The following is a 20247-nucleotide window of genomic DNA, read 5'->3' on the forward strand; positions in this document are numbered from 1 at the left end:
ACCGCCGTCTCCGACTGCGTTCCGCACCGCGAAGAGCTATCCGCAAATTCTTGTTCGCGCAGTTGGCCCGATAGCCGCTTACCTAGCACACCCGATAAACGCTCACCTGATTTTTGCGAAATCGTCGTAGCAGTGACGCACGTCACGCCGCGATGCCGTTATGGAAAGCGGGTCGGCGGCATCTTGTGTTCAGTCGATGCAGCAGCAGGGGACATCGGCGGCGATGGAATCACTCCTCGCTGCGCTCGCCACTCCGAATAGAACGGAAAGACATCATGAGCAAGGTCTGGTTTGTCACCGGCTCCTCTCGCGGCTTCGCCGCAACTTCGCCGAGGCCGCGTTGTCTCGCGGCGACAAGGTGGCAGCGACCGCCCGCAGTACCGAACACCTCACGGAGCTGGTCGCCGCTTACGGCGATGCGGTACTTGGGCTCGAGCTGGATGTGACCGACAGGGCACAAGTCTTCGAGACCGTGAAGCGCGCCGACGAGCATTTCGGCCGCTTGAACCTGATCGGAACAACGCCCCGCTACGTCGGCCTTCGCCGCCTACACCCAGACCCTCGATTCCGGCGACCCGGCTGCCGCAGGCCGCGCGCTCCGCGAAATCGCAGACTCCGCCAACCCGCCTTGCGAGTGTTCTTCGGTTCCGGAGGAAACCTGATCGTTCCGCAGGTCTACGCGACCGGCTCGAGACCTGGACCGCATGGAAGGGCGTCACGGTGGCGGCTCGAGGGCACACGCCCGCAGCCTGACTCATCGACCAGCCTGCGGGGACGGAGCCCGCGAACTGTGTCCAACGCTGGACAACACCGATATCCGCATCACCGTTCAGCTGGCCCCGGCCGGTGAGCCATCTGCCTCGACCCGCCCACTGTGGAATTCGTCTCGTGCCCCCAGTCGGACTCGAACCGACACTTTGCAGATTTTAAGTCTGCTGCCTCTGCCAATTGGGCTATAGGGGCGCCCGGTTAGCGTACCGACTCGTACTGCCGTACCGGAATTCCCTCTGCAGGCTAGTGCATCTCCGGTGGTGGACAGAGTAATGCCGCCAGCGCGCAGTCAGGGACCTAGTCGTAGGCGGCTATCGGTGCGGTGCCGTCAGGAGAGTTCGCGCCTGGCGTGTTGGCTAGCACGGAGTGCCGGCGGCCGTAGGCGAAGTAGACGATCAGGCCGATAGCCATCCAGACGAGGAAGCGCAGCCATGTTTCGACCGAGAGGTTGAGCATCAACCAGAGGCAGGCGAGTACGGCGAGGATGGGGACGAGCGGGACCAAGGGCACCCGGAAGCCACGCGGGAGTTCGGGGCGGGTGCGGCGCAGGATGAGAATGCCGATGGCGACCAGGACGAAGGCGAAGAGCGTGCCGATATTGACCATCTCCTCGAGGGTGCCGAAGTCCACGAAACCGGCGAGCGCGGCACACACGACGCCGACGATGGCGGTCAGTCGAACCGGGGTGCCGTTCTTGCCGGTGTGTGCGAGCTGGCGCGGCATCAGTCCGTCGCGCGACATGGCGAACAGCACGCGGGTCTGGCCGAGGAACATCACCATGACGACCGTGGTGAGTCCGGCGAGCGCGCCGATGGAGATGATGTTCTTGGTCCAGGTGGCGCCGTGCTGCGCGAAAGCCGTTGCGAGCGTCGCTTTGTCGCCCGATAGCGCGGTGTAGGGCACCATGCCGGTGAGGACCAGCGAAACCGCGACGTACAGAATTGTGACGATCACCAGCGAGCCGAGGATGCCGCGCGGCACCGAGCGCTGCGGATTCTTCGTCTCCTCCGCCGTGGTCGCGACGACATCGAAGCCGATGAATGCGAAGAACACCAGACTGGCCGCCGCGAGCAGGCCGTACCAGCCGAAGGTGCTTTGGCCGGCGCCGGTGAAGTAGGAGAACAGCGACTGGTGCAGCCCCTCCCCTTCCGCACCGGACTGCGAGGGAGGGATGTAGGGCCTCAGGTTCGACTTGTCGAAGTAGGTGGCGCCGACAACGAGGACCACCGCGATAACGCTCAGCTTGATGGCGACGGCCACGGCCGAAACCCGCGAGGACACCTTGGTGCCGACCGCCAGCAGCACACCCAGGACCGCGATGAGAAGTACCGCACCCCAGTCGAAGTCGATCGGCCCCAGATGTGCGATCGGCGAATGCGATCCCATCACCTCACCGAGGTACTGCGACCACCCCTTGGCGACCACCGACACCGCGAGCGCGAACTCCAGGATCAGATCCCAGCCGATGATCCATGCGACGAGCTCGCCGAAGGTGGCGTAGGAGAATGTGTACGCACTGCCCGCCACCGGAACCGTCGAGGCGAATTCGGCGTAGCAGAGCGCTGTCAGTCCGCAGGCGATGGCGGCGAAGACGAAGGCCAGGGAAACCGAAGGTCCGGCGACATTGCCCGCGGTCCGCGCGGTGAGTGTGAAGATGCCCGCACCGACCACCACGGCGACACCGAAGACGGTGAGGTCCCAGGCGGTCAGATCCTTGCGCAATTTCGAATCGGGTTCGTCGGTGTCCTGGATGGACTGCTCGACCGATTTGGTGCGGAACAGACCGCCCCATCGAGTTCCTGGGGTCGCCAACAATGTCTCCTTGCCGTAGTCGACGGGTTCTCCGTCGATTTCCTAATGCACACCGGCCATATGTCGGCTCACCCATGGTGTGAGTGCGACGACGATCAGACCGGCACAGATCGCTACTGCTCCGGTGATACCGAAGTACGCGAATTCGTGGTCCGCGTCATAGAACCGAGCCAAAGTACCGGACATTGATGTTCCGATGCCAACGGAGAAGAAGTACAGCGCCATCATCTGGGCCCAGAACGCCTCGGGCGCCAGCTGTGTGGTGACCGAGAGGCCGATCGGGGAAAGCAGCAGCTCGGACACCGCGAATGCGCCCATGATGAGCAGTACCGCCAACACCGGAACGGATTTGCCGCTGCTGCCCGAGAACAGCACGAACAACCAGAACGCCAGGCCCATGCCGATGACGCCGAAGGAGAATTTGCGCGGTGTGCTCGGTGCGCGATTGCCCAGCTTGGTCCACGTCAGCGCGAACAGCGGGGACAGGCAGATGATCCACACCGGCTCCACCGAGCCGATCCAGTTCGACGGTGCGGTCCAGCCGAAGATGGTCCACCGCATCCGCTCATCGGAGTACACCGCGAGCACCGTGAAGATCTGCTGGAACAGCGACCAGAAAACCGCATTCGCGATGAACAACGGAATGAAGGCACGCACCCGGCTGCGCTCGAGCGGCGTCACCCTGCCGCTGGTCAGCATGAGCGCGAAGTAGGCGAGCGAGGCCGCGATGATGACGCCGGTGGTCACCTCGGAGAGGTTGTCCAGGTTCACCAGCCCGGTGATCAATGCCAGCGCGACCACGATGGCCGCACCGGCCACGATGCCCAGAATCGGCCCCACAGCGTTGCGCGGCAACGGGTTGGGCACATGTCTGCCCGCGGTGCCCAGATTGCGCCGGAACACCACATACTGCGTCAGCCCCAATGCCATGCCGACCGCGGCCGCACCGAAGCCGTAGTGAAAGCCCCAATGCCGTTGCAGCAGGCCGGTGAGCAGCGGGCCGACGAATGCACCGAGGTTGATGCCCAGATAGAACAGCGTGAAGCCGCCGTCGAAGCGCGGATCACCCGGCCGGTAGAGGGTGCCGAGCAGCGAAGAGGCATTGGCCTTCAATCCGCCGCTGCCGAGCGCGACCAAGACAAGGCCGACTCCGACACCGCTGAGCCCGGGCAGAGCCGCCAGTGCGATATGCCCGGCCATGACCACAACGCCGCCGTAGAAGACGGTGCGCTCCATACCGATCAACCGGTCGGCGATCCACCCGCCGAGCACTGTGGACAGGTACACCAGCCCGCCGTACGCGCCGACGATCCCGACGCCGGTGCTCTGCGATAGACCCAGTCCACCCTCGGTCGTCGAGTAGTACAGGTAGTACCCGAGGATGGTGAGCATTCCGTAGAACGAGAAGCGCTCCCAGAGTTCGACTCCGAAGAGGTTGGTCAACCCGATCGGGTGACCGAACAGGGTTCGCTCCCGAACTGGTTGCTCTGCCATTGCCGCATCGGACATAGGTCAGACGATCCCATATCAGCAGAGAATGCCCGGCAGCCCTGGCAAAGTTTCCCCGTTCACGGCCGGTGTGGCAGGACATGCCAGAACTCCCGCCGGAGCAATCCGCTAACCGGTACGTCCGTCGTGAAAGTACCCGCTCGTTGCGCTCTTTCAGCGAATCAGAAGCAATCGACTATTTCGTCGACCGCGACTCGGTGACGCACCGCGCTCGACAAGAAAGCCGGAGAATTTCCCGGTAAAGTTCGCCTCGCTGGACGGGGAAACCTCGTTTGTTGGCTGGACGGGGGACCCTGATGAAGCGCTCGAGCGCCCATGCGGCGCTGCTGGTCGCCGTGATCGGCGCGCTGGTTGCGCTGCTCGGCTCCGGATGCGCATCGGTCTCCGCGGTCGACGCCGAGTCCGTCGTTGGTGCGCTGCCGGAACCTCCGCTGACAGCGAATACGCTGCATGCCGAGTTGCGCTTGGCCCCGCTGCGGTGTCAGCTGCCGCCGATAGAGATGAGCGCGGCGGGTCAACGGCAATTCGTGCAGACCGAATTGGACTGCTTGACGAAGGTCTGGGGTCCGGCCCTGCACGCGGCGGGTATGACCCTCGCGCCGCTGCAACTCATGGTGGTCGACAACGTGACGACCGGATGCTCGAAACAGGTTCAGTCCACCGATCCGGCGTTCTATTGCGGCGGCACTGTGTACTGGCCGACCGACGATCCCATCCATCGGGGGTGGGGTTCGCAACTCGGGCAGTACCTGATGTTCGTCGTGATGCACGAATACGGCCACCACCTACAGTCCTCCACCGGCATCTTGCGCACCGCCGATCGAGATATCGATACCGCGGGCGCGAAGTCGCCGCTCGGACTGGAACTCAGCCGACGCATCGAACTCCAAGCTCAGTGCCTGGCCGGGGTGATGCTGGCGGCAGCACAGGCCGGGGGCATATTGCCCCCGGACGAGGCCGCGGATCTGATCGATATCCAATCCGATACCGAGGAGGATCCGACCCACGGCACCGGGTTGAACAGTCGGCGCTGGGTCGAAGCCGGTTACCGCAGCGGCGCGACATCGTCGTGCAATACCTGGACGGCCACGCTCGCCGAGGTGGAGTGACCGGTTCCCGAGCGGGGGTGCGACGGACGGCCAGTGGGGGTACACCGTCTCAATCTCGTCGTGGCGGCCGACGATAGTGGACCTGTGGCGCGACAGCCGCGATAGCCGCGTCAGGCGATGGACAGGGCTATGCCGTCGAGGATGTCGTGTTCGCTGACGACGAGAGCGGAAATATCTGCGCGCCGGGACAGTTCGTAGGCAAGCACCTCGGTGATGACGGCACCGCCGCCGATCACGTCGACGCGACCGGGATGCATGGGGCCGAGAGCGGCGCGCTCGTCGTGGTTCATGCCGATCAGGCGATCGCAGACCTCGCGCACCTGGTCCAGGGTGAGGGTGGTGAGATGGACGCGCTCCGAATCGTATTCGGGCAGATCGAGGGCGACCGCCGCGATCGTAGTCATGGTGCCCGCGACGCCGACCCAGGTATGCGCACCCTCGACCGGCACCATGGCGAATGCCTCATCCAGTCGTTCGGTGGCGAATGCCCGTGCGGCGGAGACCTCTTCGGCGGTCGGCGGATTGCCCGGCAGGCATCGCTCGGTAATGCGGACGCAGCCGATATCGGCGGAGAATGCGGCACGCACACCATCGCTGTCGCCGACGACGAGTTCGGTGGATCCACCGCCCAGATCGACGACAACGAAAGGTCCTGCCTCGCTGGCCAATTCACCAACCGCACCGCTGAAGGACAGCCGCGCTTCCTCGTCACCGGTGATCACCTCGGCCTCCGCACCCGCCACCACGGTGCCGAGTTCGGCACGGGCCATGGCGAAAAAGTCCTCGCGGTTGGCGGCATCGCGAGTCGCGGAGGTCGCGACCATCCGCACTCGACTGACCCCCGCCTCCCGCATCAGCGCGACATAATCGGCGAGCGCAACCCTGGTGCGCTCGATCGCCTCCGGCGCGAGTGCCCCCGTCGCATCCACCCCCTGACCCAGCCGCACAATGCGCATCTCCCGATGCACATCCACCAACCGCCCATCGCCGAGCACCTCGGCGATCAATAGTCGGATCGAATTCGTCCCGCAATCAACTGCCGCTACCCGATCACTCATGCTCAGCTCCGCTCCTATCAGCCACGGCCAATCTCCCACTCGCGCTCACCGGAGCGCCCGCTCATCCCAGCACCTCCGCCGCGCGCGTCAGCGGCCGCGCACATCGCACCGCCCACTCTCATTCCAGCGGCCGCGCACATCGCAGGACCCCCGCACAATCCCACGCCCGCCCATGTCGGAGCGGCCACGTTCATCAGAGCACCAGCACTGATCGCAGCATCCACGCTCGATCCAGCACCCGCGCATTCCAGTGCCCTAGCGCCCCACGGCACTTTCATGATCGGGGCGCCTGAGCCGTTTTCATCGCCCACGCTCACCACAGCGCGCACGTTCCTTCCAGCGCCGGTGGTCATTTCGAGCGCGGCGGTCATGTCATTGCGCGTCGGTCGGGGCGTGGGGCGGCTCGTATTTCGGCCAGTCCGCCGGGATGGCGGTGCCGCGGAGGCCCCTATCAGCCGCCAGGGATACCGCTTCGTCGCCGAAGGGGTTTACGCCCGGCCCCTTGGCGAGGGAGTGGGCGATGAGGACGTGCAGGCATTTCACTCGTTCGGGCATACCGCCGCCGGTGAAATCGGTGCCGAGGGATTCGATCTCATCGCGCTCGGCGAGGTAGCTCTCGTGGGCGGCGCGGTAGGCGGCGGCCAATTTCGGGTCAGTGGTGAGGCGTTCGGTCATTTCCCGCATGACGCCCGCGGATTCCTGCCTGCTCGCCTCAGCGGTGAGGCGCGGATCGGTCAGGTAATAGAGGGTCGGGAAGGGGGTGCCGTCGGGCAGCCGCGGCGCGGTCTTGACCACCGCGGGCAGACCGTCCGGGGTGCGGTAGGCGACGGCGAGTACACCGCGCGGCTCGCGTCCCAACTGCTTGGCGATGATCTCGAGATCGCGGTCGTTCGGTGCGCTCACCTGGGTCCTTCCGGTGCTGGCTGCGGAGCGGCGGGTGCGGCCGCGGGCGCCGGGGCCTGCTGCGGTTGCGAAATACTGCGCCACAGTTCGGTGTACCAGGGCTCGGGCGCCTTCGACTGGGTCGGTGCGGCGGGCGGCGCGGGCGCTTCGATACCCGGCACCTGGACGATATAGGGCGTCTCACCCGGCATCACCAGCCGCAACCGGTCCCTGGCCTCGGAGCGCACATAGGCCGGATCCTGTTGCTGCGCGCGGCGATCCCGCAATTTGGCGAGATCGGCCTCGAGTTCGATGCGCTCCTGCGCCAAATGCGCGGCCTCGGCGCGCTGGGTGAAATATGTGCGTAGTGGCACAGCCAAAGTCAAGGCGAGTGCGCACAGAACAATGGCCAGGATGACCGCCTTACCGGTGGACAGGCCGAGGATGGTGCGATCGTGCTTGTCCTCGTGCCCACCGGAGCGCAGCCCTATCTTCTGCGGCTTGGTCTTCTCGGCGGCTTCGGACCGCCTGCGGGTCGTCCGCTTCGGTGCGGCCGCCGGCGATTCGGCGGCCGGGCGCGATCTGGCAGAGCGCGACGTGCGGCGATTCCCCCGTCCGGCCGGACTGGATCCACGCGCACGCCGCTCTGTCATACCGCTCCCCTAGCTGGCTAGCCTTCGAACGCGAACCGCGGGAACGCGACGTCACCCGCGTACCGTGCGGAATCGCCCAGCGCGTCCTCGATGCGCAGCAGCTGGTTGTACTTGGCGACGCGCTCGCTGCGCGCCGGGGCACCGGTCTTGATCTGACCGCTGCCGACCGCGACGGCAAGGTCGGCGATGGTGGTGTCCTCGGTCTCGCCGGAGCGGTGGCTCATCATCGTTTTGTAGCCGTTGCGGTGCGCGAGCTCGACGGCATCCAATGTTTCGGTCAGCGTGCCGATCTGGTTGACCTTCACCAGCAGCGCATTGGCCGCGCCCTTGGTGATGCCCTCCTCCAGGCGCTCCGGGTTGGTGACGAACAGGTCATCGCCGACCAGTTGCACCTTGTCGCCGATCTGATCGGTCAGCGCGACCCAGCCGTCCCAGTCGTCCTCCGAGAGCGGGTCCTCGATGGAGACCAGCGGGTATGCGGTGAGCAGTTCGGCGTAGAACTGCGCCATCTCGGCGGCCGAGCGGACGCTGCCCTCGAACTTGTAACCGTTGCCCGCGGTGTAGAACTCGGTGGCGGCGACATCGAGTGCGAGCGCGACATCGGTGCCCAGCTTCAGGCCGGTTTTCGCGATGGCGACACCGATCAGGTCGAGCGCTTCCTTGGTGCCAGCGACCGAGGGCGCGAAACCACCCTCGTCACCGAGACCGGTGGACAGACCCTTGGCCTTCAGCACCGACTTGAGCGCGTGGTACACCTCGGCGCCCCAACGCAGCGACTCCTTGAAGGTGGTCGCACCGATCGGGGCGACCATGAACTCCTGGACGTCGACGCCGCTGTCGGCGTGCGCACCACCATTGAGGATGTTCATCATCGGCACCGGAAGCACATGCGCATTCGGACCGCCCAGGTAGCGGAACAGCTCGAGGCCCGAGGATTCGGCGGCGGCGCGGGCCACCGCGAGCGAGACGCCGAGCAGGGCGTTCGCGCCGAGGCGGGACTTGTCCGGTGTGCCGTCCAGATCCAGCAGGACCTGGTCGACGGTGCGCTGCTCGACCGCGTCCAAGCCGATGACGGCGGGCGCGATCTCGTCGAGTACACCCTCGACGGCCTTCTGCACACCTTTGCCGCCGTAGCGCTCGCCGCCGTCGCGCAGTTCGACGGCCTCATGCTCACCGGTAGAGGCACCGGAGGGCACGGCAGCCCTGGTCAGGGTGCCGTCGTCGAGGGCGATCTCGACCTCGACAGTGGGGTTTCCGCGAGAATCGAGGATCTCGCGAGCTCCGACCTGTTCGATGATGGCCACGAAAACGACACTCCTTCGGCTGTTGGCACGGTAGGTCTGACGGGAAGGGCCGTGCGCCTGCGAGCCTAGCGTCCTCGACGATTGCGCAGTAACCGGCACTCCGACGAATCGCATCGCACTGTCGCGACGAGCACCTGTTGCTTCCTCCGACGAGTGCTCATGCCCGGCGCCCGACGCTGTAGGCGGCAGCGCGATCGCGGACGGTCAATAGATAGGCATTGGACTGGTTGTAGGTCAATAGGGCCTGTTGCCAGCCGCGCTCGGAGGTCAGATCGCCACCACTCGCGCACAAGTAGCGGGCCGCGGTGAGTGCGGCGTCATCGATATTCTGCGGATCGGCGACGCCATCGCCGTTCGCGTCGACACCCCAGCGCTTCCAGGTCTCCGGAATGAATTGCAGTGGGCCCAACGCCCTGTCGAACTCCGGATCGCCGTCGAGCATGCCGGCGTCGGTGTCCTCGACCAGTGCTACTCCCGGCGCACCGTCGAGTGGGATGCCGATGATCGGCGGGCGCACGGTGCCATTCGCGTCGACCGCCGAACCGCGATGGGTGCCGTGCTTACTTTCCACGCTGGCGATTCCCGCGATGGTGGTCCAGGCGATGCCGCAGTCGGGCCGGGACCGACCCATGATTGCCGCAGCGTAGCCGTAGGCTTCCAGCGCGACACTCGGAATGCCGAGTTTGTCGGATTGCTCGTCGGCCCAGTCGCGCAACTGCGCTGCGGTGCGGCCGGGCGCGTCCAGATCGATCAGCGGTAGCGGCGTACCAGGGCCGGGCGGAATGCCTTCGGGAATCGGCGGCAGATTGCGTTCGGCACCGCAACCGGCGAGCACGAGGGTCACCATAGCGGCGACCAATACGCCGGTCAGCTTCGCGAGCATTCCTCCATCATCCGGATTCGAACGACCACCCCCGCGAAGCATGCGTCGCGGCAAGCCCGAATTCATATGTCCCTCCCCCTGCAGACCCAGCATGCCCGGGGGGGGCATGCGCTCCGTGAACCGAGATTACCGAGCAGATCGTCGATTACGCAGCCACCGATTCGTCCTCGCAGAACTAGCGCGCATCACGCACAACGCGTGTGCGGGAAACGCCTAGCCGAGCAGTTCGTGGGTCGCGGTGTGTGCCGGAGTGGTGAGGACCGCTGTCGCCGAGCCTGACTCGACAATGCGCCCGTGGTCGAGGACGACGAGGTGCGAGCAGTGCCCGGTGACCAGGGTCATATCGTGGGTGATGACGAGCAGGCCGGTGCCGTGTTCGGCGCGGATGCGGTCAAGCAGGGTCATGATCGAGACAGCGGTGTTGTGGTCCAGTGCCGAGGTGATCTCGTCGCAGACCAGGACGGCGGGCTCGGCCGCGAGTGCCCTGGCCAGCGCCACCCGCTGGCGTTGGCCGCCGGAGAGTTCGTGCGGGTAGCGGGTGGCGAGTTCCGGTGCGAGTTCGACCGAGTCGAGTAGCTCGGTAATGCGCTGCGCCAACTGTCGTTTCGCAATCCCGCCGATTCGGCGCAGCGGACGGCCGAGGGTCTGCGCGACGGTACGCCGAGGGTTGAGCGCGGACCGGGGGTTCTGCGTAACCAGCTGAATACCGTTGCGACCGTCGCGAGTGCGACGACCCGGTCCGACCGGGATCGATTCACCCCGCAATACCAGCGATCCGGTCGCTTCCGGGTGCAGGCCGGCGACCACCCGAGCGAGAGTGGTCTTACCTGCTCCAGACGCTCCGACGATCGCCAGCGCCGCGCCGCCCGGCAGCACGAAATCAATGTCCGCCAGCACCTCGTGCCCGCCGATCGAGGCGCCGATATCCTGCGCACGCAGAATGGGTCCCGCAGCCGACTCCACCGTCCTGGACCGCACCGCTACCGCCGCCCACCCGCCGCTCGGCTGCGGAGCCGAGCCTCCGGTGTCGACGTCGAGCGCAAGCTCCGGAGCCGTCGCCACCCGCCCGATCGACGCGGCACCCCCATTCGATTGCGATGAAGTCGACATCCCGAAACGAGCCGGCAAGGGTGTGCGCCCGATCACATCGGAATGCACCGCACCCAACTCGACCACATCATCGGCGATCGCTTGGATAGTCGCGGTGTCGTGCCCGGACAGCAAGATCGCCGCAGCGCGCTGAGCGGCGACATCGGCGAGCACACGGGCGATTTCGGTGCGCAGGGATCCGTGCAGCCCGGCCAGTGGTTCGTCGAGAATAAGGATCCCGGTATGGCGAACCAGCGCACGCGCGAGGGCCACCCGGCGCTGCTGACCGCCGGAGAGTTCGCCCGGGCGACGGCGCAAGTGCTCATCGGATAGGCCGACCAGCTCCAGGGTCTCGGGCACGGCGGCATCGGGATGGCGAACCTCGTTCAGCAAGGCACGCACCCGCATCAATGGATTGAGCGCCGAGCCGGGATCCTGTCCGACATAAGCGATATGGTCACGTCGGAACTGTTGCAGTGCACCAGGATTCAAGGCGAATATGTCGTGCCCGGCCACAACGGCCGACCCCCCGGATCGCCGCGCTCCCGCTGGCAAGTGCCCGAGCAGTGCCCGCATCAACGTGGTCTTGCCCGATCCGGACGGACCGGTCAGGGCGGTGACCTTACCCGCCGCGACGCGGAAACTGATGGGCTCGAACAACTTTTGACCATTCGATCCGCATACTGTCAACGCATCGACGACGACCGATCGATTCATCCCCGCTCCTCCCCAACCGGCGACTCCGCACCGGCCAGTGTCTCGGACCCGCGCGTTACCCGGATAGCCCGTCGTCGCGGACGATGTTGATCGAACGAGGTCACCGCGAGATTCACACTGACCGCGACCACCGCGATCGCCAGGCTCGGCGCCAGCACGGACCAGGGGTTGAGGAGCATGCCGGAGGAGTTCTCGCGCACCATGACCGCCCAGTTGCTCGCGCCCAACGTGGTCGGCAGCTGCAGAAACGATGCGGTGCTGACCACATACACGCCCTCTACGAAGCGAAGACCGAGTTGCGCGGCCAAGACCTCGCGCAGATTCGGAATCACCTCGCGAAATACCAAGTGCGGCAGAGTTTCACCGCTGGCTTGGGCGACCTCGACATAACCGCTCGCCGCAACTCCGGCGGCGGCCGCGGCAAAAACCCTTGCGCAGTAGGGAGTTCCGAAGAGCAGCGCGACCACCACAAGACCGTAGACACCTGCATCGGGCCACGCCGTCAGCACCAACAAGATCCCGAGCACGGCCGGCAGCAGGATCGCGAAATCGGCGCCGCCCTCGATCAATGCACCGACCCGTGGACGCAGTGCCGCGACGGCACCGAGCACGCACGACAACCCCGTCACCGCGAGCGCGATCACACCCGCCAGCAACAGCAGACCCCAACCGCCATAGAGCAGTTGCGCCAGCACATCCCGCCCGAGCCGGTCGGTACCCAACAAGGTGTCCGCACCCGGCCGCGCGAACGGTATCCCGATCGCCTCCTCGGCAGATCGAGTCGCCAGGCTGGGCCCGAGCGCGGCAGCGATAACCACCACCAGCGCGGGCAGTACCGTGAGGAAACGCTTCATTTGCGACCTCCGGGTCGTCGGAATCCGGTCATATCCGCCCCCGCACTGCCCAGGCCCGAACCCCGTCCGCCATCGCCAACATGGCCATGATGACCACCCCGGTCAGCGCCACCACCGCGGCGATCAGGGAGGTGTCCCGATCGGCCACCGAACCCGCCAGCACCGCACCCAGTCCCGGGTAGTTGAAAATGGTCTCCACCACCAGCGCACCACCGAGCAGCATGCCGACCGTGGTCGCGAAACTCGCCACAATCGTCGGCAGCGCGAATGGCAGCACATGCCTTGTGAGCACGGTGGTTGTCGAAAGTCCGTCCAGCACCGCAGTTTCCACATGCGGCGAGCGCGCGGAATCGAGTAGCGCTGCGCGCACCACCCGGGTGTTCCAGCCGGTCTGCGGTATCGCCAGTGCGAGCACCGGCAGCACCAGCATGTCCGGACTGGCCGGAAAACCGGAACGCCCGGTAATGGTGACGGCGGGCAACCAACCCAGGCCCAACGAGAACGCCAGGATCAACAAGGTCGCGATGACGAACTCCGGAATCGCCGCAGCCGCAGTGGTGCTCGGCTGCAACAACCGGGTAGTCGGCCCGCGCCGCGCCGCCCACCAGCTGCCGAGCAGCAGCGACGCGACCACCGTCACCAGGAACGCGAGCCCACCGAGCAGCAGCGTCGGCGGAAACTTGTCGGCCAATAGCTCATTGATCGAACGCCCACGCGCGGTACGACCGAAATCGCCGGTCACCACACCGGATATCCACTCGAGGAAGCGCATCGGCAGCGCACGGTCGAGGCCGAGTTCGTGTTCCTTCGCCGCGATCTGCTCCGCGGTGGCGTCGCGGCCGAGCACCGCGCGGGCGGAATTGCCCGGCAGCAGGTCGACTGCCGCGAACACCGTGGCCAGCAGCGCGACCAGCAGGACGACGCGCCGGATAAGGAGTCGCGCGAAGGACATCACTCCGCGAGCCAGGCTCGTTCCAACTGCACCCTGGCGAAGCCGCCGAGGGTCGGCACATCACGCACCCGGGACGTCGCGATATCGATACCGTCGGCCATGCCCCACACCAGATAACCACCGCGGGCGTACTGGATCCGCTGCACGTCTCGGCAGGCAATCGTGTATGACGAGTCATCGGGAGCAGCAAGGGCTTTCGTGGTGGCGGCGTCGAATTCCGCATCCTTGAACGCGGTTTCGTTGCGATTGGAAGCCGAGGACATCAGCTTGGTCGCGAAGAAAAGTGTGGAATCATTGGTGCCCCAGGAGACCGTGTACAGCGGCGCCTTCAACCAGGTCTGGTCGTAGAAGGTGTTCGACTCCTGCGTCACGACATCGAGGCGCAGCCCGATATCGGCCAGCTGGGTCGCGATCACCTTCGCCGATTCGACCTCGCCCGGCGCCTCGGCCTTGGTGAGGAACTGGTAGCTGCGCCCGGTATCGAATCCGGCATCGCGCAACAGCGACTTCGCCCGATCCACATCGCGGACCCGCTGCGCGACCGTGTTGTCGTACAGCGGATCACCGGTGCCGAGGATGTCGTTCGCGACCGTGCCGTAACCCGAATGCACCTGATTGACCAAGGCCTTGCGATCGACGCCCAACCGAATGGCTTCGCGTACCCGCGCATCGGCGAACGGTCCGTCGGAGGTCCGCATCGCGACCCCCACCATGGTGTCGTTCGATCGCCGCACCACCCGCAGATCGCCGCGCCCCTCGGCGGTGCGTCCCGCGATCGCACCAACATTCGATGCCAGATCGATCTGACCGCCGAGCACCGCATTGCCCAGCGCCGTCACGCTGTCGAACATGGTGACCTCGATGGCATCCAGCAGTGGCACCGGACCGTGCCACCGATCGTTGCGCACCAGCCGGGCATTGCCACCTTGATAGGACTCCAACCGGAACGGCCCGGTGCCGATGGCCTTGGTGAAATCGGTGGTGTCCTTCCTGACCGTGAAGGTCATCAACCGAACCAGCAGCGGCAGTTGCGAGTTCGGCTCCGGAAGCGCGATGACCACCCGATTCGGGCCGTCCGCGGTGATGTCTTCCACGGCGGCAGGCATTTTCGACGCACCGCCGACGGTCCGCAGTCGACGCAGCGACCACACCACATCATCGGAGGTGACGGGGGTGCCGTCGTGGAAGGCAGCGCCATCGGCGATGGTGAAACTCCAGCGACGTCGCTGCGCATCGGCTTCCCACCGACTGGAAAGGCGCGCAGCAACATTCGGGTTCGCGCCCGGTACCGTGAGCGCGTCGTAGACCAGCGAGGTGATGAGGAAGTCGCTGTCATTGCTGAGATTCGCATGCGGATCGCGTTCGATGCGCGCCGCGCTGCCGAGCGCACCGACCCGCAGGGTGCCGCCGCGCCGCGCCGGGCCGTCCGAATTGCCGCCGTCCGAACATGCGGCGACCACCAGCACCGCGCCGACACCGAGTCCCGATCGCAGGAGTTGTCGTCGATTCCATTCCATGGTGCTGCCTTCCTCGAACCTCAACGAGTAACCCTCGCGCGACCGCGAAACCTAGCGCATCTAGCTAGGACAGGCTAGCCTAATAGAGTTCCGGGCGTTGAGTTTTGCCGCAGCACAGCTATCCACCACCAGCTCGAAGACGATGCCGCAAATTAGCCACAATCTGTGATCTCAGACATGCGTATGTGCTATTTTCGAGACTTGCTTAGGTAAGCCTTGCTTTAGATGGCAAGACCCACTAGCTTCGCAGATCGAATCGTCATACCCCGCTTTTCGACCCGATGCGAAGAAGGGATTCCTGGTGAAAGGCGTTCTCTCCGAACGTAAGACGCTTCACCCACTGGATATCGAACGGCGCGAGCTGCCGACCACCGCCGCACAAGCGGTGCGCGCGCTCGCCCGTGAGATATGTATCACGCTCGACACCCGGCCCGATGGCACGGCCGATATCGCGCGCACGCTGACCGATCCGGCATTACTCGAGCAAATCGATGCGCGCGTCAGCGAGTTGCCCAACGCGGTGCGCGTCGCCATGCGACCGCCCGCCACCGCCGCGGGCGCCACGATCGTCGGCAAATTGCCTTTGCGCGATACCGAATTCGGCCCGACGCCACCGAGTTGGGTCGAGGCGGCCCGCTGGAGTGGTGAATCGGGCCGCCCTGCGAGCTCATTCGAACTCGATATCGCGATGCTGCTGCTGGCCCGCAGCGCCGGTGAACCGTTCGGCTGGCAGGGGCAACAGGGCGGACGGCTGGTCAACAACATCGTGCCATCGCCGGGTCACGAACACGAGCAATCCGGCGCGAGTAGTAAAACCCTGCTCAGCCCGCATACCGAGGACGCATTCCACCCGGAACGCGCCAATCTGCTGATGCTGGTCTGTCTGCGCAATCCGGACGGCGTCGGCACCACCGTCTCGTCGGTGCGCCGGACCGAGCTCTCCGATGACGAACGCCGACTACTCGGTACGCCGACCCTGCCGATCCTGCCCGACGTCTCCTACGGCACCGGGCACGAGCACTACTGCGCACCGCCGTTGCCAACCCTGTGGGGCACCGAATCGGGCTATGACACAGCAGATTTGACGCTTCGCTACGATCCGGCATACACCCCGCTCGACGATGCCGATACCGAATTCCGGCTGGCGTACGCTCGGCTCACCGCGGAACTCGAACGCGTCTGCGTCACCGCTGCTCTGGCCCCCGGTGAGCTACTGCTGGTGGACAATGATGTGGCCGTGCACGGTCGGGTACCGTTCACCGCGCGCTACGACGGCACCGACCGTTGGCTCAAGCGCGTCAATGTCCGCCTGCCCGAACGCCGACGGCGGTCCGCCGAGGCCGACGAAAATGGTTATGGGCAACGGATCGTCGCCCCGTTCCGAGCGGCAAGCAACCCGCTCGCGATCGACGGTGTACCGGCCCGGGCCGACACCCGGACCGCAGTAAGGCTGGATACGACACAACATGATCGAGGAACCGTTGAGCACCCGTGACCGGAGCACACCACTGCGTGTGCTGAGCCGAAGCGACCTCGCGGACGTGCCCATCACGCCCGCCGATGTCGTGCGCGCGGTAGAGGACGCGTATCTCGCCTTCGCAGCGGGTGATTCGGATAATCCCCGCAAACTCAGCGTGGCGAATCCGGACGGCTGGTCGGTGGCCTACGCCATGCTCGGGCGCGACGGCCGCCGCCGGGTGGTCGCGATGAAGACCTCCTACAAATTCGATCCCGGTCACGACCGCAGCACCAAGCGCTACTACACGACCATCACGCTCTACGACGACAGCACGGGCGCACCGATCGCCATGATGGACTGCGCCAGGGTCGGCGCACTGCGCACACCGGCGGTTTCGGCGCTGCTGGTGCGCGAGACCGCGCGCCGTGGCGCGGAGAGCGTGCTGCTGATCGGCACTGGTACTCAGGGCCGAAACGCGCTGCCGCACTTGCTCGCCGCCAATCCGCAGCTGCGCAAGCTGATGCTCTACGGCACCCATCCGGAGGGGCTGGCGGCGGTGCGCGACTACCTCGCCGCATACAACCCGCACGCATTGCTGGAGACCGTCGAGGACCCGCGCGCGGCCGCCGGTGTCGCCGACGTGGTGTTGGCGACGGCGGGGCCGGGTACCGAAGTAGCGATCGAATCCGATGATCTCGCACCGGGTTCCACCGTCGTTCTCGTTGGCTATGGCCTGGCCCCGTCCACCCTGGTCGACGCCGATCGGGTAATCGCGACCAGCGCCGAGCAAATGGCGCTGACCGGCACCGATATGGCCGGTCCTGACGGCAGGTTGCGCGGCGTCGACGCCGAACTGCCGCATATCCTGAGCCGCCGCGCGATCGCCCGACGGTCCGATGACGAGCGGATCTTCGTCTACAACAGCGGGTTGGTGTTGACCGATATCGCGGTGGCACACGCACTCGCCGAACGAGCCATTGCCGAGGGCCGCGGCACGGAGGTGCCCCTGTGGGACTAGACATCAGCGCCGTCGAGTTCGACAAGAAGGTCCGCGACCCCGGCACCGCCGAACCCGACGGCACGCTGCTGTTCGACCACGGCTCGATCCGCGACAAGGTCGAACTCGGCGACCGTCCGGCGAGCACCGGCGCTGCCCCCGACCCCGCCGTGCTGGCGGCTGTGCAGGGACTGCTGAGCATTTGCGCTCCTGCCCTGCCCGCACGCACCGATGACTTGGAGCGCAGGCTACTCGCCGATCCGAATCTGCTCGGCGATATCGCCTTTGCGATCGGCGGGCCGTTCCATGTGATGTATCCGTCCCGAGTGGCACTGAATATCAACGGGTTCCAGCGTGCATTCGAACAGGCCGGTGTGGATGGCGTTGTCTACTACGGAAAGAAGGCCAACAAGGCGGCCTGTGTGTCTCGCGCCTGCGCCGAATATGGTGCTGGCGTGGATGTTTCCAGTGTCGGTGAACTGAATGCCGCACTGTCACATGGCGTTCGCGGTGACGAGCTCATGGTCACGGGCCCTGCCAAATCCGACGACTTGCTGTGGTTGGCGGTGCGGCACCGCGCATTGATCGCCGTGGACAGCCTCGACGAGCTCGACAGGTTGGCTGGGTGCGCCACCCCGGCCGCCGCGGCTCGCGTGCTACTTCGCGTGCTGCCCACCGGATCCGCAAGCCGATTCGGCATGACCGCCGCGGAATTGGACCGCGCGATCTCGGTGATCGGCGCATCCGGAACCGTCGGCCGCGAATCGATCCGACTGCAGGGCTTCAGCTTCCACCTTTCCGGCTACGACGCCGTCGCACGCGCCGAACAGGCCGACGAATTGATCACCCGCTGTCTGGATGCCCGCACACTGGGGCATCCGGCCAGCACCATCTCCATCGGCGGCGGATTCGGCGTCGATTATGTGTCCGAGAGCGCCTGGTCGAAGTTCACCGAACACGCCAACAGCCGGTGGTTCCATGCGGGGAAGTCCTTCGATTCGTACTACCCCTACCATTTCCCGGCACCGGGTCCGGCCATGCTCACCGCCATTCTCGAACACAATTCGCTCGCGGAACGGTTGCGCGACAACGATATCCGACTCGCCATCGAACCCGGTCGGGCACTGCTCGACCGCGCGGGGTCCAGCGTCTTTCGAGTGCAGGGCAGCAAAACCCGCCACGTCGACGGTGCCCCATACCAACTGCTCACCGTGGACGGAACCAGCCTGAGCCTGTCCGAGCAATGGTTCGACAGTGAGTACCTCCCCGATCCCATACTGTGGCCGCCGCGTCCTGGCGAGCTCACCCCGACCTGCGTCGGCGCGGCAAGCTGTCTGGAGTCCGACATGCTCAGCTGGCGGCGCATCCCGTTACCGCGACGAGCCGAGGTCGGCGATTTGCTGATCTACCCCAATACCGCTGGTTACCAAATGGATTCGAATGAATCGGCCTTCCATGAATTGCCGATTCCGCCGAAGGTGGTGCTGCACGACACCGGCGATCGACTCCGCTGGACGCTCGACGCCGGATGATCCGGCACCCCATTCGACCAATACCCTTACGGCCCGAACGAGGAGACCTCAATGCCGCTCGTCACGCGCGTGACGGATCTGATCGGTCGCACCCCGCTATTCGAACTGGCGACCACCCCGACCGGCACCCGGCTGCTGCTCAAACTCGAGCAGTTCAATCCGACGGGTGCGGCCAAGATCAGGATGGCGCGCGCGATGATCGACGATGCCGAGCGGCGCGGTTTGCTGAGTAATGGCGGGCATATCATCGAATCCACATCCGGGAATACCGGGCTCGGCCTCGCGGTAGTAGCCGCCGAACGTGGGTATCGCTTCACCGCCGTGGTCGATCACCACGCATCTAAGGACAAGCTGCGCGCGATGCGAGCAATGGGTGCGGAATTGGTATTCGTCGCCGATGAGGGCGATGACAACCTGGCCACCTCGGCGCGGGAGGACCTGGCCGAGGCAATGGCGGCCGGACAGTCGGATGCGTACTTCACCGAACAGCACAACAACGACGCGAACGCGGTCGGGTACTACGCGGTGGCCGAAGAATTGCTGGAGGACGTGGAGCGCGTCGATATCCTGCTCTCCGCGGTGGGCACCGGCGGTTCGCTGTTCGGCACCGCGACCCGACTGCGCCAACTCGGGTGCACGCCACGGGTGATCGGTGTGGAGCCCGTCGGATCGATTGCCTTCGGTGGGCCGGGCGGCCCGTACTGGCAGTCCGGCACCGGCACCCCGCCCGGCGCCACCATCGGCACCGCCGTGGACTACGCGCTGCTCGACGAGGGCGTCAAGGTCTCCGATATCGCGGCTTTCGCTACCGCCCGCGCGGTGGCGGCCGAACTCGGTCTGATGATCGGCGGCTCCGCGGGCGGCTCGGTACACGCGGCGCTCACCCGTCTCGAGGAGTTCCCGCCCGGCTCGACCGTGGTCACCATCGTCTGCGACGGCGGCGAGAAATATCTCGACACCGTCTTCGACGACGAGTGGATGCGCGAGCGCGATCTACTCGACGCGGACACCGAAAGCGATGTGCGCGCTATGCTCGGCCGCTACGCTCCCGCCCACCGCGACCAGCTCGTCGAGGCGCGATGAAGCACATGCGTGCTTTCGATCACCGTTGCGCGACATCCCGCACGTCTGAAATGATCATCCAGTTAG

17 protein-coding genes and 1 tRNA gene are annotated in these 20247 nt (G+C 65.7%); 6 read left to right on the forward strand and 12 right to left on the reverse strand.

Features of this window, described 5'->3' with window-relative positions; all coding sequences use genetic code 11:
• Window positions 1–223: 223 nt before the first annotated feature.
• Window positions 224–850 (forward strand): SDR family NAD(P)-dependent oxidoreductase, encoded by a 627-nt coding sequence (locus ACIBG0_RS30520; RefSeq protein ID WP_397037250.1) that lies wholly within the window; start codon window positions 224–226, stop codon window positions 848–850.
• A gap of 39 nt (window positions 851–889) precedes the next feature.
• Here the strand turns inward: ACIBG0_RS30520 and ACIBG0_RS30525 are convergent.
• From ACIBG0_RS30525 to ACIBG0_RS30535, 3 genes are all read right to left on the reverse strand, one after another.
• Window positions 890–963 (reverse strand) — tRNA-Leu (locus ACIBG0_RS30525).
• A gap of 105 nt (window positions 964–1068) precedes the next feature.
• The gene (locus ACIBG0_RS30530; protein ID WP_397037116.1) at window positions 1069–2583 is read right to left on the reverse strand and encodes an amino acid permease; all 1515 of its coding nucleotides are present in this window, start codon (window positions 2581–2583) and stop codon (window positions 1069–1071) included.
• A 42-nt stretch (window positions 2584–2625) separates the two neighbouring features.
• The gene (locus tag ACIBG0_RS30535; RefSeq protein ID WP_397037118.1) at window positions 2626–4077 is read right to left on the reverse strand and encodes a peptide MFS transporter; all 1452 of its coding nucleotides are present in this window, start codon (window positions 4075–4077) and stop codon (window positions 2626–2628) included.
• Between the two features lie 311 nt (window positions 4078–4388).
• Between ACIBG0_RS30535 and ACIBG0_RS30540 the strand changes: the two genes are divergently transcribed.
• Window positions 4389–5201 (forward strand): neutral zinc metallopeptidase, encoded by an 813-nt coding sequence (locus ACIBG0_RS30540; RefSeq protein ID WP_397037120.1) that lies wholly within the window; start codon window positions 4389–4391, stop codon window positions 5199–5201.
• Window positions 5202–5311: 110 nt separating this feature from the next.
• On the opposite strand, the gene ACIBG0_RS30545 is transcribed toward ACIBG0_RS30540, so the two are convergent.
• From ACIBG0_RS30545 to ACIBG0_RS30585, 9 genes are all read right to left on the reverse strand, one after another.
• Entirely contained in the window at window positions 5312–6259 is a 948-nt protein-coding gene (locus ACIBG0_RS30545; protein WP_397037122.1) for an exopolyphosphatase, read from the reverse strand.
• Window positions 6260–6631: 372 nt separating this feature from the next.
• Window positions 6632–7162, reverse strand: coding sequence for a DUF501 domain-containing protein (locus ACIBG0_RS30550; protein ID WP_397037123.1), 531 nt, complete (start codon window positions 7160–7162; stop codon window positions 6632–6634).
• Window positions 7159–7794, reverse strand: coding sequence for a septum formation initiator family protein (locus tag ACIBG0_RS30555; RefSeq protein ID WP_397037125.1), 636 nt, complete (start codon window positions 7792–7794; stop codon window positions 7159–7161). The genes ACIBG0_RS30550 and ACIBG0_RS30555 overlap by 4 nt, the downstream gene beginning before the upstream one ends.
• 17 nt (window positions 7795–7811) lie before the next feature.
• Window positions 7812–9098 carry a phosphopyruvate hydratase gene (gene eno, locus ACIBG0_RS30560; RefSeq protein ID WP_397037127.1) on the reverse strand — a complete coding sequence of 429 codons (1287 nt, stop codon included), beginning with the start codon at window positions 9096–9098 and terminating at the stop codon, window positions 7812–7814.
• A gap of 157 nt (window positions 9099–9255) precedes the next feature.
• Window positions 9256–9981, reverse strand: coding sequence for a lytic transglycosylase domain-containing protein (locus ACIBG0_RS30565; protein WP_397037128.1), 726 nt, complete (start codon window positions 9979–9981; stop codon window positions 9256–9258).
• A 213-nt stretch (window positions 9982–10194) separates the two neighbouring features.
• The gene (locus ACIBG0_RS30570) at window positions 10195–11787 is read right to left on the reverse strand and encodes an ABC transporter ATP-binding protein (protein WP_397037130.1); all 1593 of its coding nucleotides are present in this window, start codon (window positions 11785–11787) and stop codon (window positions 10195–10197) included.
• Window positions 11784–12641 carry an ABC transporter permease subunit gene (locus tag ACIBG0_RS30575; protein WP_397037132.1) on the reverse strand — a complete coding sequence of 286 codons (858 nt, stop codon included), beginning with the start codon at window positions 12639–12641 and terminating at the stop codon, window positions 11784–11786. The genes ACIBG0_RS30570 and ACIBG0_RS30575 overlap by 4 nt, the downstream gene beginning before the upstream one ends.
• A 28-nt stretch (window positions 12642–12669) precedes the next feature.
• Window positions 12670–13593 (reverse strand): ABC transporter permease, encoded by a 924-nt coding sequence (locus tag ACIBG0_RS30580; protein WP_397037134.1) that lies wholly within the window; start codon window positions 13591–13593, stop codon window positions 12670–12672.
• Entirely contained in the window at window positions 13593–15110 is a 1518-nt protein-coding gene (locus ACIBG0_RS30585; RefSeq protein ID WP_397037252.1) for an ABC transporter substrate-binding protein, read from the reverse strand. The genes ACIBG0_RS30580 and ACIBG0_RS30585 overlap by 1 nt, the downstream gene beginning before the upstream one ends.
• Window positions 15111–15411: 301 nt before the next feature.
• Here ACIBG0_RS30585 and ACIBG0_RS30590 point away from each other — a divergent pair, with 301 nt between their 5' ends.
• The 4 genes from ACIBG0_RS30590 (at window position 15412) to ACIBG0_RS30605 (ending at window position 20181) form a co-directional block, all read left to right on the forward strand.
• Window positions 15412–16605 (forward strand): TauD/TfdA family dioxygenase, encoded by a 1194-nt coding sequence (locus tag ACIBG0_RS30590; protein ID WP_397037136.1) that lies wholly within the window; start codon window positions 15412–15414, stop codon window positions 16603–16605.
• Window positions 16577–17587 carry an ornithine cyclodeaminase family protein gene (locus ACIBG0_RS30595; protein ID WP_397037138.1) on the forward strand — a complete coding sequence of 337 codons (1011 nt, stop codon included), beginning with the start codon at window positions 16577–16579 and terminating at the stop codon, window positions 17585–17587. Before ACIBG0_RS30590 ends, ACIBG0_RS30595 begins: the two co-directional genes overlap by 29 nt.
• 149 nt (window positions 17588–17736) lie before the next feature.
• Window positions 17737–19098, forward strand: coding sequence for an alanine racemase (locus tag ACIBG0_RS30600; RefSeq protein ID WP_397037254.1), 1362 nt, complete (start codon window positions 17737–17739; stop codon window positions 19096–19098).
• Between the two features lie 51 nt (window positions 19099–19149).
• Window positions 19150–20181, forward strand: a complete 1032-nt coding sequence (locus tag ACIBG0_RS30605) for a PLP-dependent cysteine synthase family protein (RefSeq protein WP_397037139.1) — start codon at window positions 19150–19152, stop codon at window positions 20179–20181.
• Window positions 20182–20247: the final 66 nt, after the last annotated feature.

This window comes from Nocardia sp. NPDC050630 (genome assembly GCF_044457245.1).
Classification (GTDB): Bacteria; Actinomycetota; Actinomycetes; order Mycobacteriales; family Mycobacteriaceae; genus Nocardia.